Source organism: Microcoleus sp. K4-B3 (assembly GCF_036704615.1).
Taxonomy (GTDB): Bacteria; Cyanobacteriota; Cyanobacteriia; order Cyanobacteriales; family Microcoleaceae; genus Microcoleus.
On sequence record NZ_JAUBSF010000063.1, the window covers coordinates 1 to 20,207 of the forward strand.

Annotated in this window: 25 protein-coding genes; 6 read left to right on the plus strand and 19 right to left on the minus strand. The window is 45.6% G+C overall.

The window, feature by feature from the left end; genetic code table 11:
* Positions 1–512: 512 nt before the first annotated feature.
* Positions 513–836, minus strand: coding sequence for a serpin family protein (locus QUA78_RS22540; RefSeq protein WP_333307190.1), 324 nt, complete (start codon positions 834–836; stop codon positions 513–515).
* A 595-nt stretch (positions 837–1,431) separates the two neighbouring features.
* On the opposite strand from QUA78_RS22540, the gene QUA78_RS22545 reads away from it, so the two are divergent.
* On the plus strand, positions 1,432–2,349 hold the full coding sequence (locus tag QUA78_RS22545; RefSeq protein ID WP_333307186.1) for a fructosamine kinase family protein: 918 nt from the start codon (positions 1,432–1,434) through the stop codon (positions 2,347–2,349).
* 79 nt (positions 2,350–2,428) lie between these two features.
* Here QUA78_RS22545 and QUA78_RS22550 read toward each other — a convergent pair whose 3' ends face one another.
* Positions 2,429–4,129: an ABC-F family ATP-binding cassette domain-containing protein gene (locus QUA78_RS22550; protein ID WP_333399026.1), complete on the minus strand. Its 1,701-nt coding sequence runs from the start codon at positions 4,127–4,129 to the stop codon at positions 2,429–2,431.
* 441 nt (positions 4,130–4,570) lie between these two features.
* On the minus strand, positions 4,571–5,176 hold the full coding sequence (locus tag QUA78_RS22555) for a Uma2 family endonuclease (RefSeq protein ID WP_333306282.1): 606 nt from the start codon (positions 5,174–5,176) through the stop codon (positions 4,571–4,573).
* Positions 5,177–5,307: 131 nt separating this feature from the next.
* Between QUA78_RS22555 and QUA78_RS22560 the strand changes: the two genes are divergently transcribed.
* The gene (locus QUA78_RS22560) at positions 5,308–5,529 is read left to right on the plus strand and encodes a type II toxin-antitoxin system HicB family antitoxin (protein ID WP_333306284.1); all 222 of its coding nucleotides are present in this window, start codon (positions 5,308–5,310) and stop codon (positions 5,527–5,529) included.
* Positions 5,530–5,595: 66 nt separating this feature from the next.
* Here the strand turns inward: QUA78_RS22560 and QUA78_RS22565 are convergent, their stop codons facing one another.
* Both QUA78_RS22565 and QUA78_RS22570 read right to left on the minus strand, forming a co-directional pair.
* Positions 5,596–7,794, minus strand: a complete 2,199-nt coding sequence (locus tag QUA78_RS22565; RefSeq protein ID WP_333306285.1) for an ABC transporter substrate-binding protein — start codon at positions 7,792–7,794, stop codon at positions 5,596–5,598.
* A gap of 47 nt (positions 7,795–7,841) precedes the next feature.
* Positions 7,842–8,666, minus strand: coding sequence for a transporter substrate-binding domain-containing protein (locus tag QUA78_RS22570; RefSeq protein ID WP_333306287.1), 825 nt, complete (start codon positions 8,664–8,666; stop codon positions 7,842–7,844).
* A gap of 230 nt (positions 8,667–8,896) precedes the next feature.
* On the opposite strand from QUA78_RS22570, the gene QUA78_RS22575 reads away from it, so the two are divergent.
* From QUA78_RS22575 to QUA78_RS22585, 3 genes are all read left to right on the plus strand, one after another.
* On the plus strand, positions 8,897–9,706 hold the full coding sequence (locus QUA78_RS22575) for a pentapeptide repeat-containing protein (RefSeq protein WP_333306289.1): 810 nt from the start codon (positions 8,897–8,899) through the stop codon (positions 9,704–9,706).
* Positions 9,707–9,845: 139 nt separating this feature from the next.
* Positions 9,846–10,184 carry a XisH family protein gene (locus QUA78_RS22580; RefSeq protein WP_333306291.1) on the plus strand — a complete coding sequence of 113 codons (339 nt, stop codon included), beginning with the start codon at positions 9,846–9,848 and terminating at the stop codon, positions 10,182–10,184.
* A gap of 189 nt (positions 10,185–10,373) precedes the next feature.
* Entirely contained in the window at positions 10,374–10,718 is a 345-nt protein-coding gene (locus QUA78_RS22585; protein ID WP_333101792.1) for a XisI protein, read from the plus strand.
* On the opposite strand, the gene QUA78_RS22590 is transcribed toward QUA78_RS22585, so the two are convergent.
* Both QUA78_RS22590 and QUA78_RS22595 read right to left on the minus strand, forming a co-directional pair.
* Complete coding sequence (locus QUA78_RS22590) at positions 10,696–11,010, minus strand: hypothetical protein (protein ID WP_333306293.1); 315 nt, start codon at positions 11,008–11,010, stop codon at positions 10,696–10,698. The two genes, QUA78_RS22585 and QUA78_RS22590, sit on opposite strands and share 23 nt — an antisense overlap.
* Positions 11,011–11,171: 161 nt before the next feature.
* Complete coding sequence (locus tag QUA78_RS22595) at positions 11,172–11,537, minus strand: helix-turn-helix transcriptional regulator (protein WP_333306295.1); 366 nt, start codon at positions 11,535–11,537, stop codon at positions 11,172–11,174.
* Between the two features lie 227 nt (positions 11,538–11,764).
* On the opposite strand from QUA78_RS22595, the gene QUA78_RS22600 reads away from it, so the two are divergent.
* Positions 11,765–12,202, plus strand: coding sequence for a hypothetical protein (locus tag QUA78_RS22600; protein ID WP_333306297.1), 438 nt, complete (start codon positions 11,765–11,767; stop codon positions 12,200–12,202).
* Positions 12,203–12,217: 15 nt separating this feature from the next.
* Here the strand turns inward: QUA78_RS22600 and prfA are convergent, their stop codons facing one another.
* From prfA to QUA78_RS22660, 12 genes are all read right to left on the minus strand, one after another.
* A complete protein-coding gene (prfA, locus tag QUA78_RS22605; RefSeq protein ID WP_172190411.1) occupies positions 12,218–13,312 on the minus strand; it encodes a peptide chain release factor 1 in 1,095 nt (364 codons plus the stop codon).
* Between the two features lie 359 nt (positions 13,313–13,671).
* Positions 13,672–13,980: a 50S ribosomal protein L31 gene (rpmE, locus tag QUA78_RS22610; protein ID WP_333306991.1), complete on the minus strand. Its 309-nt coding sequence runs from the start codon at positions 13,978–13,980 to the stop codon at positions 13,672–13,674.
* Between the two features lie 245 nt (positions 13,981–14,225).
* The gene (rpsI, locus tag QUA78_RS22615) at positions 14,226–14,636 is read right to left on the minus strand and encodes a 30S ribosomal protein S9 (RefSeq protein ID WP_106147490.1); all 411 of its coding nucleotides are present in this window, start codon (positions 14,634–14,636) and stop codon (positions 14,226–14,228) included.
* Positions 14,636–15,091, minus strand: a complete 456-nt coding sequence (gene rplM, locus QUA78_RS22620; protein ID WP_333306989.1) for a 50S ribosomal protein L13 — start codon at positions 15,089–15,091, stop codon at positions 14,636–14,638. The genes rpsI and rplM overlap by 1 nt, the downstream gene beginning before the upstream one ends.
* A 100-nt stretch (positions 15,092–15,191) precedes the next feature.
* Positions 15,192–16,052 (minus strand): tRNA pseudouridine(38-40) synthase TruA, encoded by an 861-nt coding sequence (gene truA / locus QUA78_RS22625; protein ID WP_333306987.1) that lies wholly within the window; start codon positions 16,050–16,052, stop codon positions 15,192–15,194.
* 29 nt (positions 16,053–16,081) lie between these two features.
* Complete coding sequence (gene rplQ, locus QUA78_RS22630) at positions 16,082–16,432, minus strand: 50S ribosomal protein L17 (protein ID WP_006634978.1); 351 nt, start codon at positions 16,430–16,432, stop codon at positions 16,082–16,084.
* Between the two features lie 125 nt (positions 16,433–16,557).
* Positions 16,558–17,502, minus strand: a complete 945-nt coding sequence (locus QUA78_RS22635; protein WP_332978179.1) for a DNA-directed RNA polymerase subunit alpha — start codon at positions 17,500–17,502, stop codon at positions 16,558–16,560.
* A 174-nt stretch (positions 17,503–17,676) separates the two neighbouring features.
* Positions 17,677–18,075, minus strand: a complete 399-nt coding sequence (gene rpsK / locus QUA78_RS22640) for a 30S ribosomal protein S11 (protein ID WP_006634980.1) — start codon at positions 18,073–18,075, stop codon at positions 17,677–17,679.
* An 84-nt stretch (positions 18,076–18,159) separates the two neighbouring features.
* The gene (gene rpsM / locus QUA78_RS22645) at positions 18,160–18,543 is read right to left on the minus strand and encodes a 30S ribosomal protein S13 (RefSeq protein WP_006634981.1); all 384 of its coding nucleotides are present in this window, start codon (positions 18,541–18,543) and stop codon (positions 18,160–18,162) included.
* A gap of 83 nt (positions 18,544–18,626) precedes the next feature.
* Positions 18,627–18,740, minus strand: a complete 114-nt coding sequence (gene rpmJ, locus QUA78_RS22650) for a 50S ribosomal protein L36 (protein WP_015178722.1) — start codon at positions 18,738–18,740, stop codon at positions 18,627–18,629.
* A gap of 368 nt (positions 18,741–19,108) precedes the next feature.
* Positions 19,109–19,333 (minus strand): translation initiation factor IF-1, encoded by a 225-nt coding sequence (gene infA, locus QUA78_RS22655; protein ID WP_006276978.1) that lies wholly within the window; start codon positions 19,331–19,333, stop codon positions 19,109–19,111.
* Positions 19,334–19,625: 292 nt separating this feature from the next.
* Positions 19,626–20,207: an adenylate kinase gene (locus QUA78_RS22660; protein WP_333306800.1), complete on the minus strand. Its 582-nt coding sequence runs from the start codon at positions 20,205–20,207 to the stop codon at positions 19,626–19,628.

Here is a 20,207-nt window from a genome sequence, read left to right on the forward strand (position 1 = left end):
TTTTCATGAGCTTTAAATGCAAAGTAATATTCCATTGTTATTAATTGTACCATATTACAGCGGGAACCGCTGTATATGGCAAGTCTAGCTGTTGTCCATCTCCCGAATTCATAGCCATATTTCTCAGGTTCTACTTCAACTGTTTCTCAAAGGAAATTAATGTATTCTTCTGTGGCTTTTCGGTAATTACCCTTCATCCTATTATCTTTAAAAGTGTCTAAATTATCAGGATCACCATGAATGCTCCCATAAGCAATCTTTCTCAGAGAACATCCTATTAGTTCAGCAGTTTGAGCTTGTGTATTTCCGCTATTTAGCAATAAAAAAATTAAGGCTATGAAGCCGAATGTCTGGATGCTCATGCTCCTTTAATACTTGTTGAAGATTTTCCCTTGTCTCGGAACTGAGGAAGTTTTTAGTAGGCATTGACTTTTTATAAATATCATCATATTATACTATGCAATATGCGTTTTAGATGCTGAACAGCTTACCCGAAATTTAAACAAGGCTATTCAAAACATTATCAAACAACAGGAAATGGTAAGAACCCACATTTCGCACTTCAGCTTGTAGTGCAAAAGTAGTGTGTAAATCAGGGAAGTTTTGACAAAGGGTGACAGCAAGGGAAAATCCTTTTGCGCCCACAGTCGATTGGCGATTGCTAACTGATAGCCTTGAGCGTCAGTTAACTGATAAGTCAATTGGGCAAACGCCGGAGGTCGGGAAGCCGGCGGGAGATTAAAGCTGAAAACCCGATCGATTTGAGTGGCTGTTTTCCCTTTAGCACCGGCCGCTGTCATGGCGATTGCTGTTGAAAGCTGTAGGGTGAGAAAAATAGATTGTCAGGTTGAGTGCGTAGTTGGCTGTAAAGGTTCAGTGCCAATTTGGTGTTGCCTTCGACTAGGGTAGCCATATCCTTACTGGCTACCTTTTGATTTCTATGGTCGCCAACAAAGAACAGGGCTATTAATAATAAGCCAAAGGCAATGAATGCAGGAACACGCCAGAAGGATTATTTCTGTTGAGGCGACAGTTGATTTTTCCTATCATAGGGGCGGAATTTTTGTTCTGTCATGAGAGATCCCCTGAGCAGTATTTTTGCTGCAACTTCCTTTGAGCCTTAAGGGGGGTTAAAGAGCGGAAATATAAACTTTTTTTAATCTTTCATTATGAATCTCAGATAGGGGCTTTGTTGTTTGGGAAAATTACACAGACTCGGCTTAGTCCAGAATTCAAAGTTGAATTTAATCAGGACTTACGCGCTCAAGGGCGGTGTTGTAAGGGTTTGAGATTCTTCGCAACCAAGAGCGAATGACAGAATTACGTTGCAATGCGTCCAGGACTGTTAATGTCAATTTGAGTTCTGATATAAGTTGCCATACCTGTTAAACTAATTCCGATCGCCCTCAACCCTCAAAACCATTTGATTCAATGTGGAATAAAATTGCCGCACGCATTAGCGAAGTAACGGGAAGCAAATTTTCGATCGACAATCGGCGTTCTGTCAGCGGGGGCTGCATCAATCAAGGCTATTACATTAGCAGCAGTTCCCGCACTTACTTCGCGAAAATCAATCAAGCTTCCCAAGTCGCGATGTTTGAAGCTGAAGCGCTGGGTTTGCAGCAAATGCGCGCAACCCAGACGATTCGAGTACCTGAGCCGATTTGCTGGGGAACTGAGGGGAATTCAGCTTATATTGTGCTGGAATGGCTGGACTTGGGAAGTCGCGGGGGTGAGAGAGCTTGGGAAGAAATGGGGCGCAAACTGGCGGCAATGCACAAATATACCCCCCCCAACCTCCCCTTGCTAAGGGGGGGAGAAGAGCCTAATTCTACCTTGCTAAGGGGGGTTTTTGGTTGGGATATTAATAATACGATCGGCTCAACGGTGCAAATTAATAATTGGACGGCAAATTGGGCAGAATTTTGGGCCGAACATCGGATTGGTTATCAGTTACAATTGGCGAGGCGTCGGGGCGGTCATTTTCCGCAAGGGGAACGTTTATTAGAGATGATTCCTGAATTGTTAGCTGGTTATGAACCTCAACCCTCGCTAGTTCACGGGGATTTGTGGGGGGGAAATGCGGGGGTGACATCTGCGGGGGAACCGGTGATTTTTGACCCGGCAACTTATTTTGGAGATAGAGAAGTTGATATTGCGATGACGGAGTTATTTGGCGGGTTTCCGGGGCTGTTTTATCGAGGATATAATCAGGTTTGGTCGTTGGATGGAGGCTACGATCGGCGGAAAAGTTTATATAATCTATATCACATTTTGAATCATTTTAATTTGTTTGGTGGGAGTTATGAGTCGCAGGCGAATCAGATGATTAATAGAGTCTTGGGTTAGAAAGAGGGATTTTTTATTTCTAACCGCAGATGAACGCAGATAAACGCAGATGTAAGGTTTATCTGCGACCGTTGCCGCTTTATTTTTGCTTAGCTGTTGCTTTTTTTTTCGCTTCTTTTTCTGCTTTTTTAGCCGCTTTTTCAGCTTCAAGTTTGGCGATTTTTGCTAGCTCTTTTTCTTCGGCTATTTTATCCAGATAGTAGTGGTAATCTCCCAAATAAGGGCGAAATTCTCCATCCCGAATCTCGACAATTTTGTTAGCTACTTGGGAGATGAAATAGCGATCGTGTGAAACGATAATTACCGTACCGTCATAATTCTGAATCGCTTCTTCCATCATCTCTTTCGCCGGAATGTCGAGGTGATTTGTCGGCTCGTCCAAAATCAGCAAATTCACGGGAGTCAACAGCATCTTTGCCAAAGCCAGACGGGCTTTTTCTCCGCCGCTCAAAGCGCCAACCTGTTTGTACACTGTTTCGCCGGTGAACAGAAAACGCCCCAATATAGCCCTAACTTCTTCATTTTTCCAGTCGGGTACTTCGTCGTGAATGGTTTCCATCACGCTTTTATTCAAATCTAAGGCTTCTGCCTGATTCTGTTCAAAGTAACCGGGGATGACGTTGTGACCTCCCAATTTGACCGTACCTTCAGAAGGCTTTTCTAAACCCATAATCAGGCGCAGCAGGGTTGATTTGCCCGCGCCGTTGGGGCCGAGAAAGGCAATGCGATCGCCCCTTTCAATTAATAAGTCGGCTCCCAAAAATAGGATTTTTTCGCCGTAGGTGTGCACCAAATCTTCAATTATTGCTACTTCGCGACCGCTGCGGGGTGCGGGGGGAAAGCGGAAATGCAAAGTTTTTAATCCACCGGTGGGGGCTTCGATGCGTTCGATTTTGTCTAACTGTTTCTCGCGGCTTTTGGCTTGGGTGCTGCGAGTGGCGCTGGCGCGGAATTTTTCTACGAATGCTTGCTGTTTTTCGAGTTCTTTTTGCTGGCTTTCGTAGGCGCTGAGTTGGGCTTCTCTGGCTTCTGCTTTTTGCTGCAGGTAGGAGGAGTAGTTGCCGAGGTAGGTGGTGGAAACGCCGCGTTCGGTTTCGACGATTTGGGTGCAGAGCCGATCGAGAAATTCCCGGTCATGGGATACGATTACCATTGGGGTTGTCAGCCCTTTGAGGTATACTTCCAGCCATTCGATGGTTTCTAAGTCAAGGTGGTTGGTAGGTTCGTCTAGCAGCAGGATGTCGGGTTTTTGGAGGAGAATTTTGCCCAAACTCATCCGCATTTGCCAGCCGCCGCTGAAGGCGCTGACTAATCGATCGCCGTCTTCGGGTTCAAATCCGATTTCGGGCAGAATTTTCTCGATTTGGGCTTCTAAACCGTAGCCGTTTAAGCCTTCAAATTGCCGTTGCAGCCGGTCCATTTTGTGGATCAGTTCGTCGAGATTTTCTGGGGTGGAGGTTTCCAAGTCTCGATGCACTTGCATCAGGGATTCGTGGACTTCGTTGGCTTCGCTGAAGGCGCGCCAAAATTCTTCTCTGACGGTGCGAGTCGGATCTACTTCAAATTCTTGGGAGAGGTAGGCGATGTGGAGGCTGGCGGGGCGAATGACTTCGCCTGCGGTGGGTTCGATTTCGCCGGCGATGATTTTGAGTTGGGTGGATTTGCCGGCACCGTTAACGCCTACTAAGCCGATGCGATCGCCTGGCTTGACTTCCCAGGTGACATCTTTGAGTACGACGCCTGTGGGGTAAATTTTACTGATGTGTTCGAGTCGCAGCATTGTTGTGGGGACTGGGGAAGGGCTGGTTTAGCGGCGGATGGGATGCCGGCGCTGAGGTCGAGTTAATCTTAACAAATTTTAATTATATTTAGGGTATTGCCAGATTTTGATTTGGTAGGAGTTACGCGAAGAAACCGGGTTTCTCTGAAAAATCGCAGATTCTGGGCTAGAGATATACGAAGAAACCCGGTTTCTGGCCTCAATGTGGGTTCAGGACTATTTGGGTGGGGCGATCGGGCGATCGTGTTGTTTCAGATTGAATTTCTCGCATAATGATGGAGACTTCTGCACATTATAATAGTCAGTGTCAACCTCGATAGCAAAAGAGAGCGATCGTGCCAGCAAGAGACATTTCTCATCAAGTTGTCAAACAGGCTCTCATTAAGGCTGGCTAGACAATTACCCATGATTTGAATATAATTAGATTGACACCCTCAAGACTTACGCACCATTAAAAATTTGCTCCGCTGTCAAATTTAACTCAGGAAATACCACCGATTCAACCCTTGAATCTCCCCGAAATAGCCTAACCTGATACTCACAATCTACTAATTGACAAACAGATAAAGTAGGCTGTTTAGGAGAACCAATATAACGCCTACCTCCCAAACCCAAATAATCGACAATCCAGTATTCAGGAATACCTAATGCTTCATAGTCTATCATTTTATGTGCATAATCATCGCGCCAATTTGTGCTGACCACTTCAATCGCGAGAGTAATGGACGATCCTTGAGTAATTGTGGAGGATTTTGCCCATAAAGGTTCTAGGGCTAAAGCATCACGGTTGACTACTAAAATATCAGGTAAATAACCCGTTTCTTGATGTGGAGATTTAACCAGGGCATTCTTGGGGAAGCGATAGGGAAGTTGCAGTCTCCGAGTTTGTAATATTAGTTCTGTCTGCAAGAAATCAACAACTTCTTCATGTTGTCCTGTGGTTTGCATTTCAAAAATGACTCCGTTGTGTAGTTCATAGCGTTCGTTTTCTGGTTTCCATTCCAGAAATTCATCGAAAGTTATTAACTTAGATATCAATTGAATCATGGAAAAACCTCCAATGTTATAATATCATTTTCCGGACTAGGGAATCCCACACCCGGTTGCCCTTAGCCCTGGATATAGTGCGTAAGCCTAATTTTAACATAATAATTATTTCTCAGGAAGGGCGAGGATTTATGAGTCAATACAGTATGATTGTTCAATGGTCGGAGGTCGATCGACTTTTCCTGGTCACGATTCTAGAGTTTGCCGATCGCGTGGTGATGCCTTGCACTCACGGTCAAACTCGCTCTGAAGCAATTCATAACGGCGAAGAAGTGATTGAAATGTATTTGGAAGCTTGGGAAGCTGAAGGTGAATCTATTCCTGAACCCAGGACGCTTCAAATGGCTTGTTGAATGCTATTGTAAAACTCTTATGACCGTTTTCTTGCTTCAATTTTGACAAGATGTTCCTAAAGCATCTCACTGCAATGGCACAAAATCATAACCCGTACCAGAACGAGAATTTTCATCGCGAATAATTTTCACCAGTTGAATAGGAGCATTACGATCGCCTGTTTGCAAGAAATTCACTACACCCGAAGCACCTTGAACAGAGAAGTTGGTTGCTGAAAGCGCTTTTTGAACACCAGTGCGAGTAGGATTTTGTTGCAAAGCAGCAATCAATGCTTTAGTTGCATCATAAGTCATGGCGGTGCGCCAGTTGACATCTGCACCCCAAAGGCGATCGGCATTTTTAGTAAACTCAGCTTGGGGCTCTGCCTCTCTGTGCCAAGGAACTGCTAATACCATCCCTTCGACATCCTGTTTGCCTATTTCCAAGGTTTTAATCTGGTATGGACTGTCTCCACCGAGTAGCGGTAATTGATTCTGATTAACTCTCGCTACCTGTAAAGCTTCATTGAGAGATGCTGTATCCGGCAGCAGAACAATTACTTCGGCTCCCTGACTAATCGCTTGTTTAACGCTCTCATTGGGTTTGAAAGTAGCACTGGCAAAGTCAAACTGTGATGTTACCTTCCCGCCATTTTGATTGAGAGCAGCCGTCAATTCATTTGTCAGTGATGTGCTGTAGTTGCTTGCCGAATTAAAAAATACTGCTATTCTTTGCAACCTTAACTGGGTAGTTGTATAATTTGCCAGAGCTTCACCTGCTAATTTATCACTTGGTACTGTACGAAAAATATAGTTACCCAACTCAGAAATTTTGACTGAACTGCTAGTAGGTGAAATCGCCACAAGTTGATTTTTCTGGTACACTTGTCCTGCTGCTATTGTTGCATCACTCTTAAAATGACCGACTACGCCCAATACAGATACTTTTTTGGCTAAGGCATCTGCAACTTCTGCCGCTAGTTTGGAATCGTTGCGGTCATTAGCAATCATTACTTTTAAAGGAATGTTTTGAATGCCGCCAGCTTTATTGACTTCATCCTGTGCCTGTGCAACACCCCGCATAATTTCATTAGCTGTATCTAGGCTTTGTCCGCCTTGCCCAATGGGTGCAGCTACAGCGATGGTATGAGATTTACTGTTCCCAATACGAGCGTTATTGAGGTAAATTAGTGCTTCGGGAGCGTTCCGATTAGCTTTTATGTAGAACTCTAGCTGGGTTACAGCAGTAGCAAAATCACCCTTTGCAAAGGCTGCTATACCAGCTTGTTTTTGGGTATTGGCATTCCCTGGAATTAAAGATCGCTCTCCCAAACTCAGGCTTTGACTTTGATTTTTTTGGTTTATTGCTGGCTGAACGCTTCCCACATAAGAAGGTGAAACAGCTAATTTTACTTGAGAACCTGCTGTTATCCACCAAAAGCCTATGAATGCTAAAATTGCACTCATGAGAAAAGCTAAAGGAAAAACTACAGGATTAGTAGTCTGCGATATACCTCGCCTATTAATTTCCTCTCTCAAACCATTAAAAGTAAATATAAATGATAATACGAAGTATGTGATACTAGCTATTATATTTACGGGAAATGCAATCAACCACTGCCAAAATCCATCGAATCTAAAACCTAATACAGAAGCTCTAAGACTGTACCACCAATAGTCTAAGAAGTTATTGATTGTCACTCCATCTTGTCTCATCCAGTCTGTAAAATCATTAACATAAGTAACATTTTTTATGAATTTAATACTTGTATCTGTGAAAACATCTATATAAATACTTTGACTAATTCCAGAAGATAAAATTGAAATCAAGTTTCCATAATCTAAAATTGTATTCAAAAAGCACAAAACAATTACAAAGGGACAGATTAATAAATCTACAGCCTGAATTCCAATTACATAACATAAAGGAGCAGCTCCCGCTCCCAAACACCAAAATGATGCCAATACAATATACCAAAATATTTGTAACGGAAAACCACTTATTCCAGCTTCTCTATCAATTTCTTGAAAACCAGCTCCAATTATGCATATGACAATGAAAGCAACTATAGCAATAATAATATCCAGCCACCATATGCTTGTTATTTTAGTTAGATTTAATATGTTTTGCCAAGAAAAGTTAGTGGTTAATTCCTTAATAAATGCAAAAACTGGTCGAACTATGAACAATAAAAATAAACGTGCTAACAGCATTATTATAACAGAACCAATAACGCCTAATATAGGGAGAATTACAGATTCCCAACTTTTTGATTGTGCTGACATTTTTAACCACCAAACAACTTAATTGTGAATCTTGTCTGCTTTTGCCGTTATCTACTGCAATAATCAATAGTTGCTTTTAGATAAGGCACTAATTCTCCAAACCAAGTACCCCAAGCCTGTTTTCCTTCACTGCTATTAATGAAAGAATTAACAGAATTTTGCCACTGAGAATCGTTGGCGGGAAGTATCATTCCATATACGTCACAGGAAAGAGGTTGACTGGGCAATAAAGCAAAATTATCTACAGACAATCCTTGTCTGACTGCTTCTCCTATCAAAAGAACCGTATCGCCCGCAAATGCAGTAACTTTACCGTTCGATACTGCTGTTATGCCTAAATATCTTTCGGTAAACTGTACTATTTCAGCACGAGGATATACTCTGGCAACTGCTGCTAAATTAGCAGAACCTTGAAGGACGCCAATACTTGTATTTGACAAGTTGACGTTTCTATTTTGATTTTTGACAAGCAACTGTGTGCCTGTAATAAAAAATGCTTGAGAATACTTAATATTTTCGACTTGTTCTTTAGCGCTGCTGATTGTGTTAGGCCCACACTCTATATGCACAGTTCCGTTTCTCACGATCGCCTCGCGATTTTGAATAGTAGAACGGACTGCCACTACATTAACATTTCTGTTTAGTTGTCGGCTGAGGCTGTTTGCTAGTGCACCTGCAAAAGTAGTACAATAGCCTTTCCAGCCCTGTCCGTCTTCATAGCCAAAAAGCACAGCATCTTTTCTAATACCAACTTTTAAAACTCCGGTTTGCTGAATTTCTTGCAACACAGTCCGCGCCCAGCTTGCCGAAGGAAACAGCACTGTATATATAATGCTAGATGTTAGAAGTATCAGCTTTAATTGCTTATTCATTATTTTGTATTGCTACCAGAGAACACTACGGAGCAGCTATTTGTGTAATACTTTACCAACACGAACTCAGCTTTGCCAGCGACAAAAAGTGATAAATAGTGATAAAAAGTAGCGACCTCGGCTCTGATGTGCTAAAATCTATCCACAGAAAGGTGCAAGGACACGCAAAATCCTACGCATCCTCCGATCGCAACCTCAACTCGGACACTACCTTTAAGAGGATTTAACCCATGACTGTGGATGAAGCTCTCGCCATTGTCGAAACAGTATTAGATGATGACGAACAGTTAAACGATGTGCAAGAGCTAATCTTCAAACAGTCCTGGGAAGGCAGACAGTCTTATGAGGAAATTGCCAAACTCTCTAAATATGATGATGAATATATTAAAGCGGCTGGCTATAAACTCTGGAAGTTACTCTCAGACGCTTTTAAAGAAAAAGTCAAAAAAAATAATATTAAAGCAGTTATAAAACGATACTTGCGGCGACATCAAGTGACTTTACATCGAACTCAAGTTATAGGAGTTAATCTCAGCGGTGCTGACTTAAGCGGAGCAAAACTATCATTCGCAAACTTAAGTGAATCAGATTCATCAGCAGATTTACACGGTGCAATTCTATCTGATTATCATACAGTATCAGATGAAATTATCAAGGCTGAAGACGCAGATAACGAGGGAATTTTATCGAGCATAAAAGAACGGATTTATCACTGGAATGATTTGCGCTTTCACAGCCAAGAACAAGTAAAAATTGCCGAAGCGCTCGATCGCACAAACACCCTATTCTTCCCCAACTCCAAAGCCCGCCTCACAACACCCGCAGGTAGACAAAACCAAGAACCAGATTTCCTCATATTTCACCAAGGCAAATGGGGAATTCTGGAAATATGGCATCCCGACACAGAAAAAGATGAAACGCGCGATCGACTGTTTGCATCTCACGGTATCAGCATCATCCACTATTGCGACGCTAACAGATGCACAGAAGAACCCGATCGCATTGTCCGAGAATTTTTAGACATATTGAGTCAGGAATAGGGTCGATCGCATTTAGTTAATTGGTTGAACGAACGCCAGCCTTAATTGCTAAAACATACCCTCCTATCATTGTATCGATCGGCGATCGGGCTGCACGATTCAATGGTAAAATACAAATAGTAAAGCGTTCTCTGTGGGTATGCCTGCCAAAGATCGATTTCATGAAGCCGTAAAAGTCGCCCTCCAAAAAGATGGCTGGACAATTACCGATGATCCACTTACAATCCCGATCGAGCGCATCAGCAACCTCTACATTGACTTGGGAGCAGAGAAGTTACTCATTGCCGAGCGCAAGGATCAAAAAATCGCTGTTGAGGTCAAAAGCTTTCTTGGAGCCTCTACACTTTCGGAATTTCATACGGCCTTGGGTCAGTGTCTTAACTATCGCTACGCACTCGAAGATACCGATCCCGATCGAAAACTTTACCTCGCCGTTCCTGTCAGCATTTATGACGACTTTTTTGTTGGGCGTTGCTGAATACAAGTATGAATTCAAGTTTTCGGAATGGCTATAAGCCAAGTAGAGTGAGTTTTGTAACATCAAGTGAAAAGTTTATTCATACCGTGAATCAGCAACGCCTTTTGTTGTTCCCTTCATTCAATCCGTCATTCAAAGGAGTCAAACCCGTCTCATCGTCTACGATCCTACCAGAGAGGAAATCAGACAATGGCTAAACTAGATCGTTATCGAAATGCCGTGCAGCAAGCCTTACTCAACTATGCTCAGATGCGTTCTGGAACTTCTAGCAATTCAGAGTTAGAACTCCAAATTCTGTTCGATCCACAGCGCGACCATTACCAATTAGTGTATGTCGGCTGGTACAAAAGTAAGCGTGTCTACGGCCCGATTTTACATCTCGATATTAAAGATGAAAAAATCTGGCTACAACTCAACACAACGGCAGACGATATCACCCTGGATTTGATGGAATTAGGTATTGCTAAAGATGATATTGTTCTGGGGTTCCATGCACCCTATATGCGCCAGTTCACAGAATTTGCCGTAGGTTAATGCCATTCTGTTGCATCGGTTTCTTTATTGTATAGATCGCTCGTACTGGTTGTGAATCGCCACCCAAAACCGATGCCCGCAAATTCTGCCAGTACGCAGCCGTCAAGGGTTCGACCTCCGAGTCTAAACCCTCTTGCAGTAAACCTTCTAGTTTGGCTTGTGCCTGTTTTCGCTGGCGATTTTGCTGCACCAAATCTAGAAAATACTCTACCGCACTGGCATAAGCCCCTGCCTGAATTTGATCCTCAATATAGGTTTGCAGCTCTTCTGGTATGGCAAGAATAACGTTCATCGTCAACACAGATTTAGGATATCTATCATTGTATCGATCGGCGATCGGGCAGCACCATAAAAATTAAAATTAGCAGCTTGAACATCGGTTTGACACTTTTGGATGTTCACGAATTAAAAGCTACTCGATCGTATATAGCAGTCTACTTGCCAACTGATACATCAACTATATTTCCCAGAAGACTCAGCAGCAGCAGCGAGCCTATCCATCACGGCTCTACCAATGACTGCTAACTCACTAATGGGTATACATTGAATTTTCTTAAGCAGATCGTTAGTATCTACGGGTTCACGCATGGGCTTGCCTTCCAGATGAGCCAGCAACTCTTCAAGTGTAAACCCCGCCCTCACAGCAATCTGAGCCAAATTTTCTGTATCTGGGATGCTCTGACCTTTTTCCCACAACTGAACGGCTGTCGCAGAGACACCCAGAAGCTTGCCGAATCCCCGCTGACTCATGGAACCGCGAGCTAGTTTGACAATCTCGATCAATTTTTTCTTAGCTTCTGCGTTCACAACTGCTGTCACTACTTAATCCCACATAATTCAGTTTACTTCCCAACTCCAGAATTTTCCACTTGCAATTCATAATTACACTTGACACTGGAAGCAATTGCAAGTAAACTAATAATTACAACTTAAGTTTTGATAGACCCAAGGAGTCGCTAAACAAATGGTTCTGAGCTAGGAACCCAACATAAGGGGACAGCCCGATCGAACTTTAAAACCCAAGACAGACATCAGGGAAAGTAAAAATGACCAAGAGACGCAATCTAAAAACTCACAAGCCCAGCCGCACCCGTCAAAGCCTCACAGCCTCCGGTTGGCTAAAACCCCAGTGCTGGCAAATCTCCAAAATAGAAGCAGCCGAAGCCCTGAGAATGCCCGTCAACCGCATAGTCAAAGTGTATCCCAAACAGCACCAGGTAATAGTTGTTTACCTGAACAAGAAAGGACAAAAATGCAGTTCCTTTTTCAGCTACAGACTATTTGCCAGATGGCAGCAAGAGGCGATCGCCACAATTTCCAGTTGTAGAAACCAGCAAACCCTAGCACCTCTAGAAATCATCGTACAATACGACCTCGAACATTTCAAGTATCCCGTCCAAAGCGCCGATGCAATTTGGGAAGCCCTGCTCAACCATATCTCCCGCGTCACAAGGGAACTGAGGCTGAGCAAACAATGCGCCTAGCTCCCCATCACTCCATCAATTAGTAGAAGCAGCCAACTCAGCCAAACGTTCCTGCTGATCCTGAGAAATGCAAGTCTGAATAATCCCCTCAATATCCCCTTCCAAAACACTATTGAGCGAGAAATTTTCCCCCAAACGGTGGTCGGTAGCCCGATTGTCCTTATAGTTGTAAGTGCGAATCTTCTCCGATCGCGAACCAGTACCAACCTGAGCCAAACGCCGCGACTTCACCTCATCCTGCTGTTCCCGCAACTTCATCTCATAGAGCTTAGCCCGCAAAATCTGCATCGCCCGCTCCTTATTCTGCAACTGACTGCGCTCCTCAGTACAGAAAATCCGAATTCCCGTCGGCTTGTGAAACAAATCCGCAGCAGTTTCCACCTTGTTCACGTTTTGACCGCCAGCGCCGCCCGATCGAGCCGTACTCATCTCAATATCCTTCGGATCGATGTGAATCTCCACATCATCCACCTCGGGCATCACAGCCACCGTCGCCGTCGAAGTATGCACTCGGCCGCCAGCCTCAGTCACAGGCACTCGCTGCACCCGGTGTACCCCAGCCTCAAACTTCAGCTTGCTGTAAACGCTGTCGCCTGTAATTTCCAGAATCACCTCTTTAAAGCCGCCCATTTCCGCCAGCGACTCGCTCACCAACTTCACCTGCCAGCCTTGAGTTTGAGCGTAGCGCGAATACAGCCGCAGCAAATCTCCAGCCCAAATACTAGCCTCATCTCCGCCAGTACCGGCCCGAATTTCCAGCATAATATTCTTGTCATCGTTCGGGTCGCGGGGGAGCAGCAAAACCTTCAAACGACTTTCCAAATTCTCCAGCTTCGACTCAAGTTCCTGAACTTCCAGCGCAGCCATTTCTTGCATATCTCGATCGCCCGCGGCTTCCTTGAGAACCTGTCGCGCGCCCACCAAATCTTCCTGAGTGGTTTTCCACAGGGCAAAAGTATCGACCACTTCCTCCAAGGACGATCGAGCTTTCGCTACCCGTTGAAACTCTTGATTGTCCCTAGCCACATCCGGGTCAGCCATGCGGCGAGTCAACTCATTAAAAGTTTGCTCTACAGACTTCAATTTATCCAGCAAATAAGATTCAGCCATTGTCAGTTGTCCTTTGTCAATCGATTTTAGATTTTAGATTTTAGATTTTAGATTTTAGATTTGAAGAACAGTTGGGATAGAATCTCGATCGAACTTAACTCTATCGAACTCAACTGCCTGCATTGCAAGTCTTCAATCTAAACTCTCCAATCCGAGGGCGGATCGATTTTAGATTTTAGATTTTAGATTTTAGATTTTAGAACTCAAGAGCAGTTAGGATAGAATGTCGATCTAACTTAACTCGATCGAACTCAACTGCCTGCATTGCAAGTCTTCAATCTAAAATCTAAAATCCGAGGGCGGTAAGTTGTCGGTAGAAAGAACTACTCTCAACAAACTGCGGACAAATGACAATCCGGCTACTTCTTCTTTTTGCCTTTACCAGCAGCCTTAGAAGCATCTGCTTTCGGCTCTTCCATTTTCAGCGGCCCAGAGGAAGCATCTGCCTTCGGCATTTCTACTTCCGTCATGCCGTATTTCCGCATAAAGCGCTCCACACGACCTTCAGTATCAATAATTTTCTGAGTGCCAGTATAAAAAGGATGATTTCCCGACCAGACATCAACTTGAAGCTTTGGTCTAGTTGAACCAACAGTCATCACCAGTTCCCCGTTGCAATAAACCTGAGATTCGGGATACCACTCAGGGTGAATGCCAGCTTTCGCCATTGTTTTTTACTCTCTAATTTTTGACTTTACTACCATTTTAGCTGCCGCAGGACTTGTACACCAACAACAGCACGAATTTTGCCTTATATCTGTTGGAACCAGCGATCGTCCATAGCAAATAGACTTGAAAAAAAAGGAAGATAGAATCTGGATAATTTTGCCTTCTTCCCTCTTCCCTCTTCCTTCTATCCGTTACATCCGTTCTATCCGTTACATCCGTTACACAATCCGCTGCCGAACCTCGATTACCGCTTCGAGTATTGAGGAGCTTTGCGAGCTTTCCGCAAACCGTACTTTTTCCGTTCTTTGGCCCGCGGGTCGCGAGTCAAATAGCCCTCAGTCTTCAAAGGCTTGCGGTTGTCCGGGTCTAATTGACAAAGTGCTCTAGCGACACCCAAGCGAATCGAGTCAGCCTGACCTGTCAAGCCACCGCCTTCGACTTTTACCAAAATGTCGTACTCATTTTCCAGACCCAAAGTTTCCAGAGGGGCCTTAGCGAGAGCCAAATAAGTAGGGTTGAATTGCAGGTACAAATCCCCCTCTTTGCCATTGACAGTCAGTATGCCAGTGCCGGGAACCAAGCGCACCCGCGCTACTGAACATTTGCGGCGACCGGTACCCCAGTACACAGCGCGGCCGGTATCTGTTGCTTGCATTAGTCATTTCCTCCCGGAATCGTGTGAACAATTAACTCTTCTGGTTTTTGAGCTTGGTGCGGGTGGTTTGGGCCAGCGTACACCTTCAGCTTAGTAAACAATTGTCTGCCTAGAGAAGTGTGAGGCAGCATTCCCCGAATAGCTTCTTCGACAATTCTTTCGGGCAAACGTGCTTGCAATTTGGCAAAAGTTTCTGTTTTCATGCCGCCCGGTCTTCCAGAATGGCGGCGGTAGATTTTCTGGCTGCGTTTTTTGCCAGTCACAGCGATTTTTTCGGCATTGATGACAATTACGAAATCGCCGGTATCCATAGAAGGAGTGTAAGTCGGTTTGTGTTTCCCCCGGAGGTACATGGCAACTTCAGTTGCCAGACGGCCCAGCCGCTGGTCGGCGGCATCGACCACGTACCACTTGTGCTCTAGGGAGTCTTGAGTAGGGACGTAAGTTTTGTTCATTGTTTGTTGTTAGTTGTCTGTTAACTGTTAACTGTTGTTAGTTGTCTGTGGTCAGTTGTCAGTTTTTTATTGTTAGTTGTCCTTAGTTTTTTATTAGTAGTTACCTAATGACTAATGACTGCTGACTAATGACTAATTTTGGCTGAGTGTCGTACCAGACATCTGGAGAAAAGGGAAAGTCTTGATAGCCAACTCGCAGCAGGCACAAACCTTGAGCGGGGGCGGCATATTTTACCAGTTCTCGGCGTTCGTTGACCCAGATATCTGTAAAATTGTCGATCGGCCTTTCCCCGCGACCCACCTGCACCAGCAACCCCACCAGCAGCCGCATCATCCCGTACAGAAACCCGCTAGCCTGAACCTCAATATAGACAAGAGGCCCAGAACGGTGACACTCTGCCGCTTGTACGTCCACCCAGGAATGGGGGCGGGCAGACCCCGCGCGGTGGAAAGCAGCCAGGTGATGCCGCCCGATTAGCGGCGTCAAAGCTGTCTGAATCAAAGATTCATCCACAGGAGCGTGATAGCAGTGCCAAGCAAAAGGACGCACAAACAAATTAGGGGTCGGGTCTGTATAAAGGGTGTAGCGATAGCGCCGCCAACTGGCTGAGAACCGAGCGTGCCAGGTGGGTTCCACCTTTGCCGAAGCTCGAATTAAAATATCTTTTGCCAGTCGAGAGTTGAGAACGCTTGCCCAGCGGTGAGCCGGAATTGGGCCCAGGGCGTCAAAATGGGCTACTTGAGCAGCGGCGTGAACTCCCGCATCGGTTCTCCCGGCAGCGTGCAGCGTTACCGGGCGTTCCAGAACAGTCGATATTGCTGTTTCAATTTCTTCTTGTACTGTACGCTGGTTCGGCTGTCGCTGCCAACCGTGAAAGTTAGTGCCGAGGTATTGGATCACCAGAGCAACGCGCTGTATCGATTGGGGATTTTCGATTGGGGATTTTGGATTGTCAGTCATAAATCACAAATCTCCAACCCAAAATTGAATTAAACCAGTTCCACGATCGCCATTTCGGAATTGTCTCCTTGACGGGGGACAGTTCGTACTACCCGGGTGTAGCCCCCGTTGCGCGAGCCGTACCGTTCTTGTGCCGCCTCAAACAAGGCGTGTACTAACTGTTTATCGTAGATATAGCCCATAGCTTGGCGGCGAGAGGCCAAGGAGCCATCTTTGGCGAGGGTAATCATCCTGTCCGCCTCTGAGCGCAGCGCTTTGGCGCGGGCGAGAGTGGTAGTGATTTTACCGTGGCGGATTAATTCGGTGGTCAGCGAGCGCAGTAGGGCGCGGCGCTGGTCAGCCGGTTTGCTGAGTTGGGGAACGCGACAGCGGTGACGCATGGCAGTTGGTAATTGGTAATTGGTAATTGGGCGCCGGGATAGTCCGCGAGTTTTGAGCGGTGAATTCTTTAACTTAAAAACTCACCTACTTAAAATTCAGAACTTTTTTACCCGTTACCCGTTGATTAACTTTTAGCTGATTTTTCCTGTGGCAAGGTAATGCCCAAGCGTTTTTGTAAAGCTTCAATCACTTCTTCTGCGGACTTCTGCCCGAAGTTCTTGATCTCGAGCAAGTCTTCTTGGGTATAATCCAATAAGTCTGCGACTGAGTTGATCTGAGCCCGCTTGAGACAGTTGTAAGCCCGGACGGACAACTGCAATTCTTCGATGGGAATTTGGCTGGTAGGATCGGCTTCACCTGGATACTCTGGTTTGAGAGAATCTTGGGTGATGTCTTTGAGAGGTGCAAATAAATCTACCAGGATGTGGGCAGATTGACTCAAAGCTTCTTGAGGAGTCACGCTGCCATCAGTCCAGATTTCCATAATCAGCCGGTCTTTCTCGACAGTGCCGCCTACCCGAGCATCTTCAACGCTGTAGTTGACTCTGCGAATCGGCATAAAGATGGCGTCAATTTGAAGAAAATCCAAAGCCGACCCATCATCGCGACTGCGGTCTACTGCTCGGTATCCGATGCCTTTTTCAATTCTGAATTCCATTTCCAGAACAGAGCCGGGGGAGAGAGTTGCAATGTACTGAGATTTATCGATCAATTCCACCTCAGAGGGCAAATCGAATCGATCGGCCGTAACTGTGACGGGGCCCTCAATCCGCAACCTGCCGATTTGCGGCTGCTGAGAATGAGTTTTGAGGACTACCTCTTTCATGTTCAGGAGAATTTCTAGAACGTCCTCGCGTACCCCTTCGATCGTGGCAAATTCGTGATTGACGCCCGCGATTCGGACTGAAGTTACTGCCGTCCCTTCCAAATTAGACAGCAGAACTCGCCTCAGCGCATTCCCAACAGTTGTTCCCTGACCGCGATCGAGCGGTTCCAAGACAAATTTTCCGTACTGACTGCGGTCTTTGTCAGTGTTAGACTCTATACATTCAATTTGAAACTGCGCCACGGAGTGACCTCCCTTTTCCACTTTGGATTTTTGATTTTGGATTTTAGATTGCAGAGCATACCCCTGAACGGATTTCGGATTTTGGATGGACGGGGCAACAGTTAGAACCATTAGTTTTTGACTTTAAGCAGTTAGCCATTATCCAAAATCTAAAATCTAAAATCTCAAATCGTTTTAGACTCTACGCCGCTTGGGAGGGCGACAGCCGTTGTGAGGAATTGGGGTAACATCTCTAATCAGGGTGATTTCCAGTCCCGCCCCTTGCAGCGCCCGAATTGCAGTTTCTCGACCTGCTCCGGGCCCGCTCACCATTACTTCTATTTGGCGCATTCCTTGGTCGTTGGCTCTGCGGGCAGCACTTTCTGCTGCTGTTTGAGCTGCAAAGGGAGTCCCCTTCTTAGCTCCTTTAAAACCGCTGGAACCTGCTGATGCCCAAGATATTACTTCGCCGTTGAGGTCGGTAATAGTTACAATCGTGTTGTTAAAGGTAGACTGGATGTAGCCTACCCCATTGGGTACATTCCGTTTCTGCTTTTTTGCACCAGATTTCTTGCCTGTTTGTTGTCGCGCCATATTAGTCTCTTTAACGTTTCTCTCAACTAATGTTCCGAAGCGCTAGGAGCCAGCAGCCCCCAGCGTATTTTTCCCAAAAAGATGTTACTTCTTGGAAGGTGCCTTTTTCTTGCCCGCAACTGTTCGGCGGACGCCGCGACGGGTTCTGGCGTTGGTACGGGTTCGTTGTCCCCGCACCGGCAGACCCAAACGGTGACGCCGACCGCGATAAGTTCCGATGTCCATCAGGCGCTTGATGTTCATTGACTCCCAGCGCCGGAGGTCTCCTTCGATTTGGTATGTGGTTTCTACATGAGCCCGCAGAGCTGTCACGTCGGCCTCTGTTAAATCCTTGACGCGAGTGTCAGGATTTACGCCTGTTGCAGCGATAATTTTTTGGGCCCGCGACAAGCCTATTCCGTAAATGTATGTCAGACCTATTTCGACGCGCTTATCGCGTGGAAGGTCTACCCCGGCAATCCGTGCCACACTTTTTGTCTCCCTAGTTTTCCTGTTTGGCTACAATGTTCAATTAGGATGCACCTGCGTGCATTGCCCAATCTTCCTTTTTTCTAACCTTGGCGCTGTTTGTGTTTCGGGTTAGTGCATATCACCATCACTCGACCGCGACGGCGGATGACGCGACATTTTTCACAAATTTTTTTGACAGATGCTCGAACTTTCATCTTTCTTCCTGCCTGGAGAACCCCGCTCTACCGGAGAGCAGGCACGCTGGGACTGCCCGTAGAGCGGTGGGAGGAGAGGCTGGGCAAGGTGTAGGCCTCTCCTCGATTAAATTGTATAAAGTGCGGGTTGTTTCATGAAGGAGCCCGCTTGCACCCACTCCCATTGCTGGGGTAAAGTTCGCCTGCGCCAGAGTGTTGGCGAGCGATACTTTTACGGCGTAGCAATGACTTAACCCGGTACACCGGTGGGTTGTTGACGCCCTTCTCGGCAACACTACAAACGTAGCATTATAGCATAAATTTGACGCTTTTTACCAAATTCTCTCTAATTAAACTTAGAATTAGTTTTTAGAAAGTTTTATCTAAGCCTATTTTTTCCGAAGGCGATAAGTAATCCTACCTTTGGTCAAGTCGTAGGGAGTCAATTCGACTTTGACGCGATCGCCAGGCAGAATTTTGATGTAGTTGCGGCGGATCTTGCCGGAAATGTGAGCTAGCACGTTAAACCCATTATCTAGGTCAACGCGAAACATCGCATTGGGCAGGGATTCCGTCACTGTCCCTTCCATTTCAATTAAATCTTGCTTAGACAATTTGGTATTTACCTCAACTCTACATTTGATTAACTAGGAGTGTCCCGCTGTTTGCCTCAAAGACTATTTACTGGTAGGAGTCAAACGGGAACGGGGGCAAGAATTCGGGCGACTCGATCGATTTCTTGACTCAACCAACCGCTCGCTTTAGCTTTACTTGAGTAAAGTTGTGGCAATTAGTATCGAGTTCAATCCGGGAACTAGCAACCCTCACAAAACCTGATAGCACAAAAAGCTCCTAGTTAACATATCTTAGCAAAAGCTTGTGAGTAACAAGCTGTATTGAGAGGGTTCAAGAGTCGCCCGAGAGAGCTTGTTGCAGTTCTGCGGTGACTAATTCCATGGATCGATCGCCATCAACCGCAACTAACTGTTCGCGGTTTCTGTAAAACTCAATCAAAGGTTCAGTTTGCTCGCGATAAACTTGCAACCGGCGGCGGATCGTTTCCTCGTTGTCATCTTGGCGACCCCGCGACAACAGGCGAGCCACCAAAATATTGTCAGGAACGTCCAAATTGACAGCTCTGAGATCGCAGTCCTTTCCAGACGCACTTCCCCCACCGCCAACATCGCAGAGCAGTTTGTCAAAAAAAGCTGCCTGTGAGACTGTGCGGGGAAAGCCGTCGAGAATCCAGCCAGCACTAGCATCTGGCTGATTCATACGTTCTTGCACGATATCCATCAATAACTCGTCAGGAACTAACTCTCCCCGATCCATGTAGGATTGTGCCTTTTGACCCAAGTCCGTTTTGGCAACTACGCAGGCGCGTAGGATGTCACCGGTAGAAATGTGGGGTATTTTCCAGAGAGCTGCTAAAAGCTGAGCCTGAGTTCCCTTTCCTGCCCCTGGAGGCCCCATAAAAATCAAGTGCAT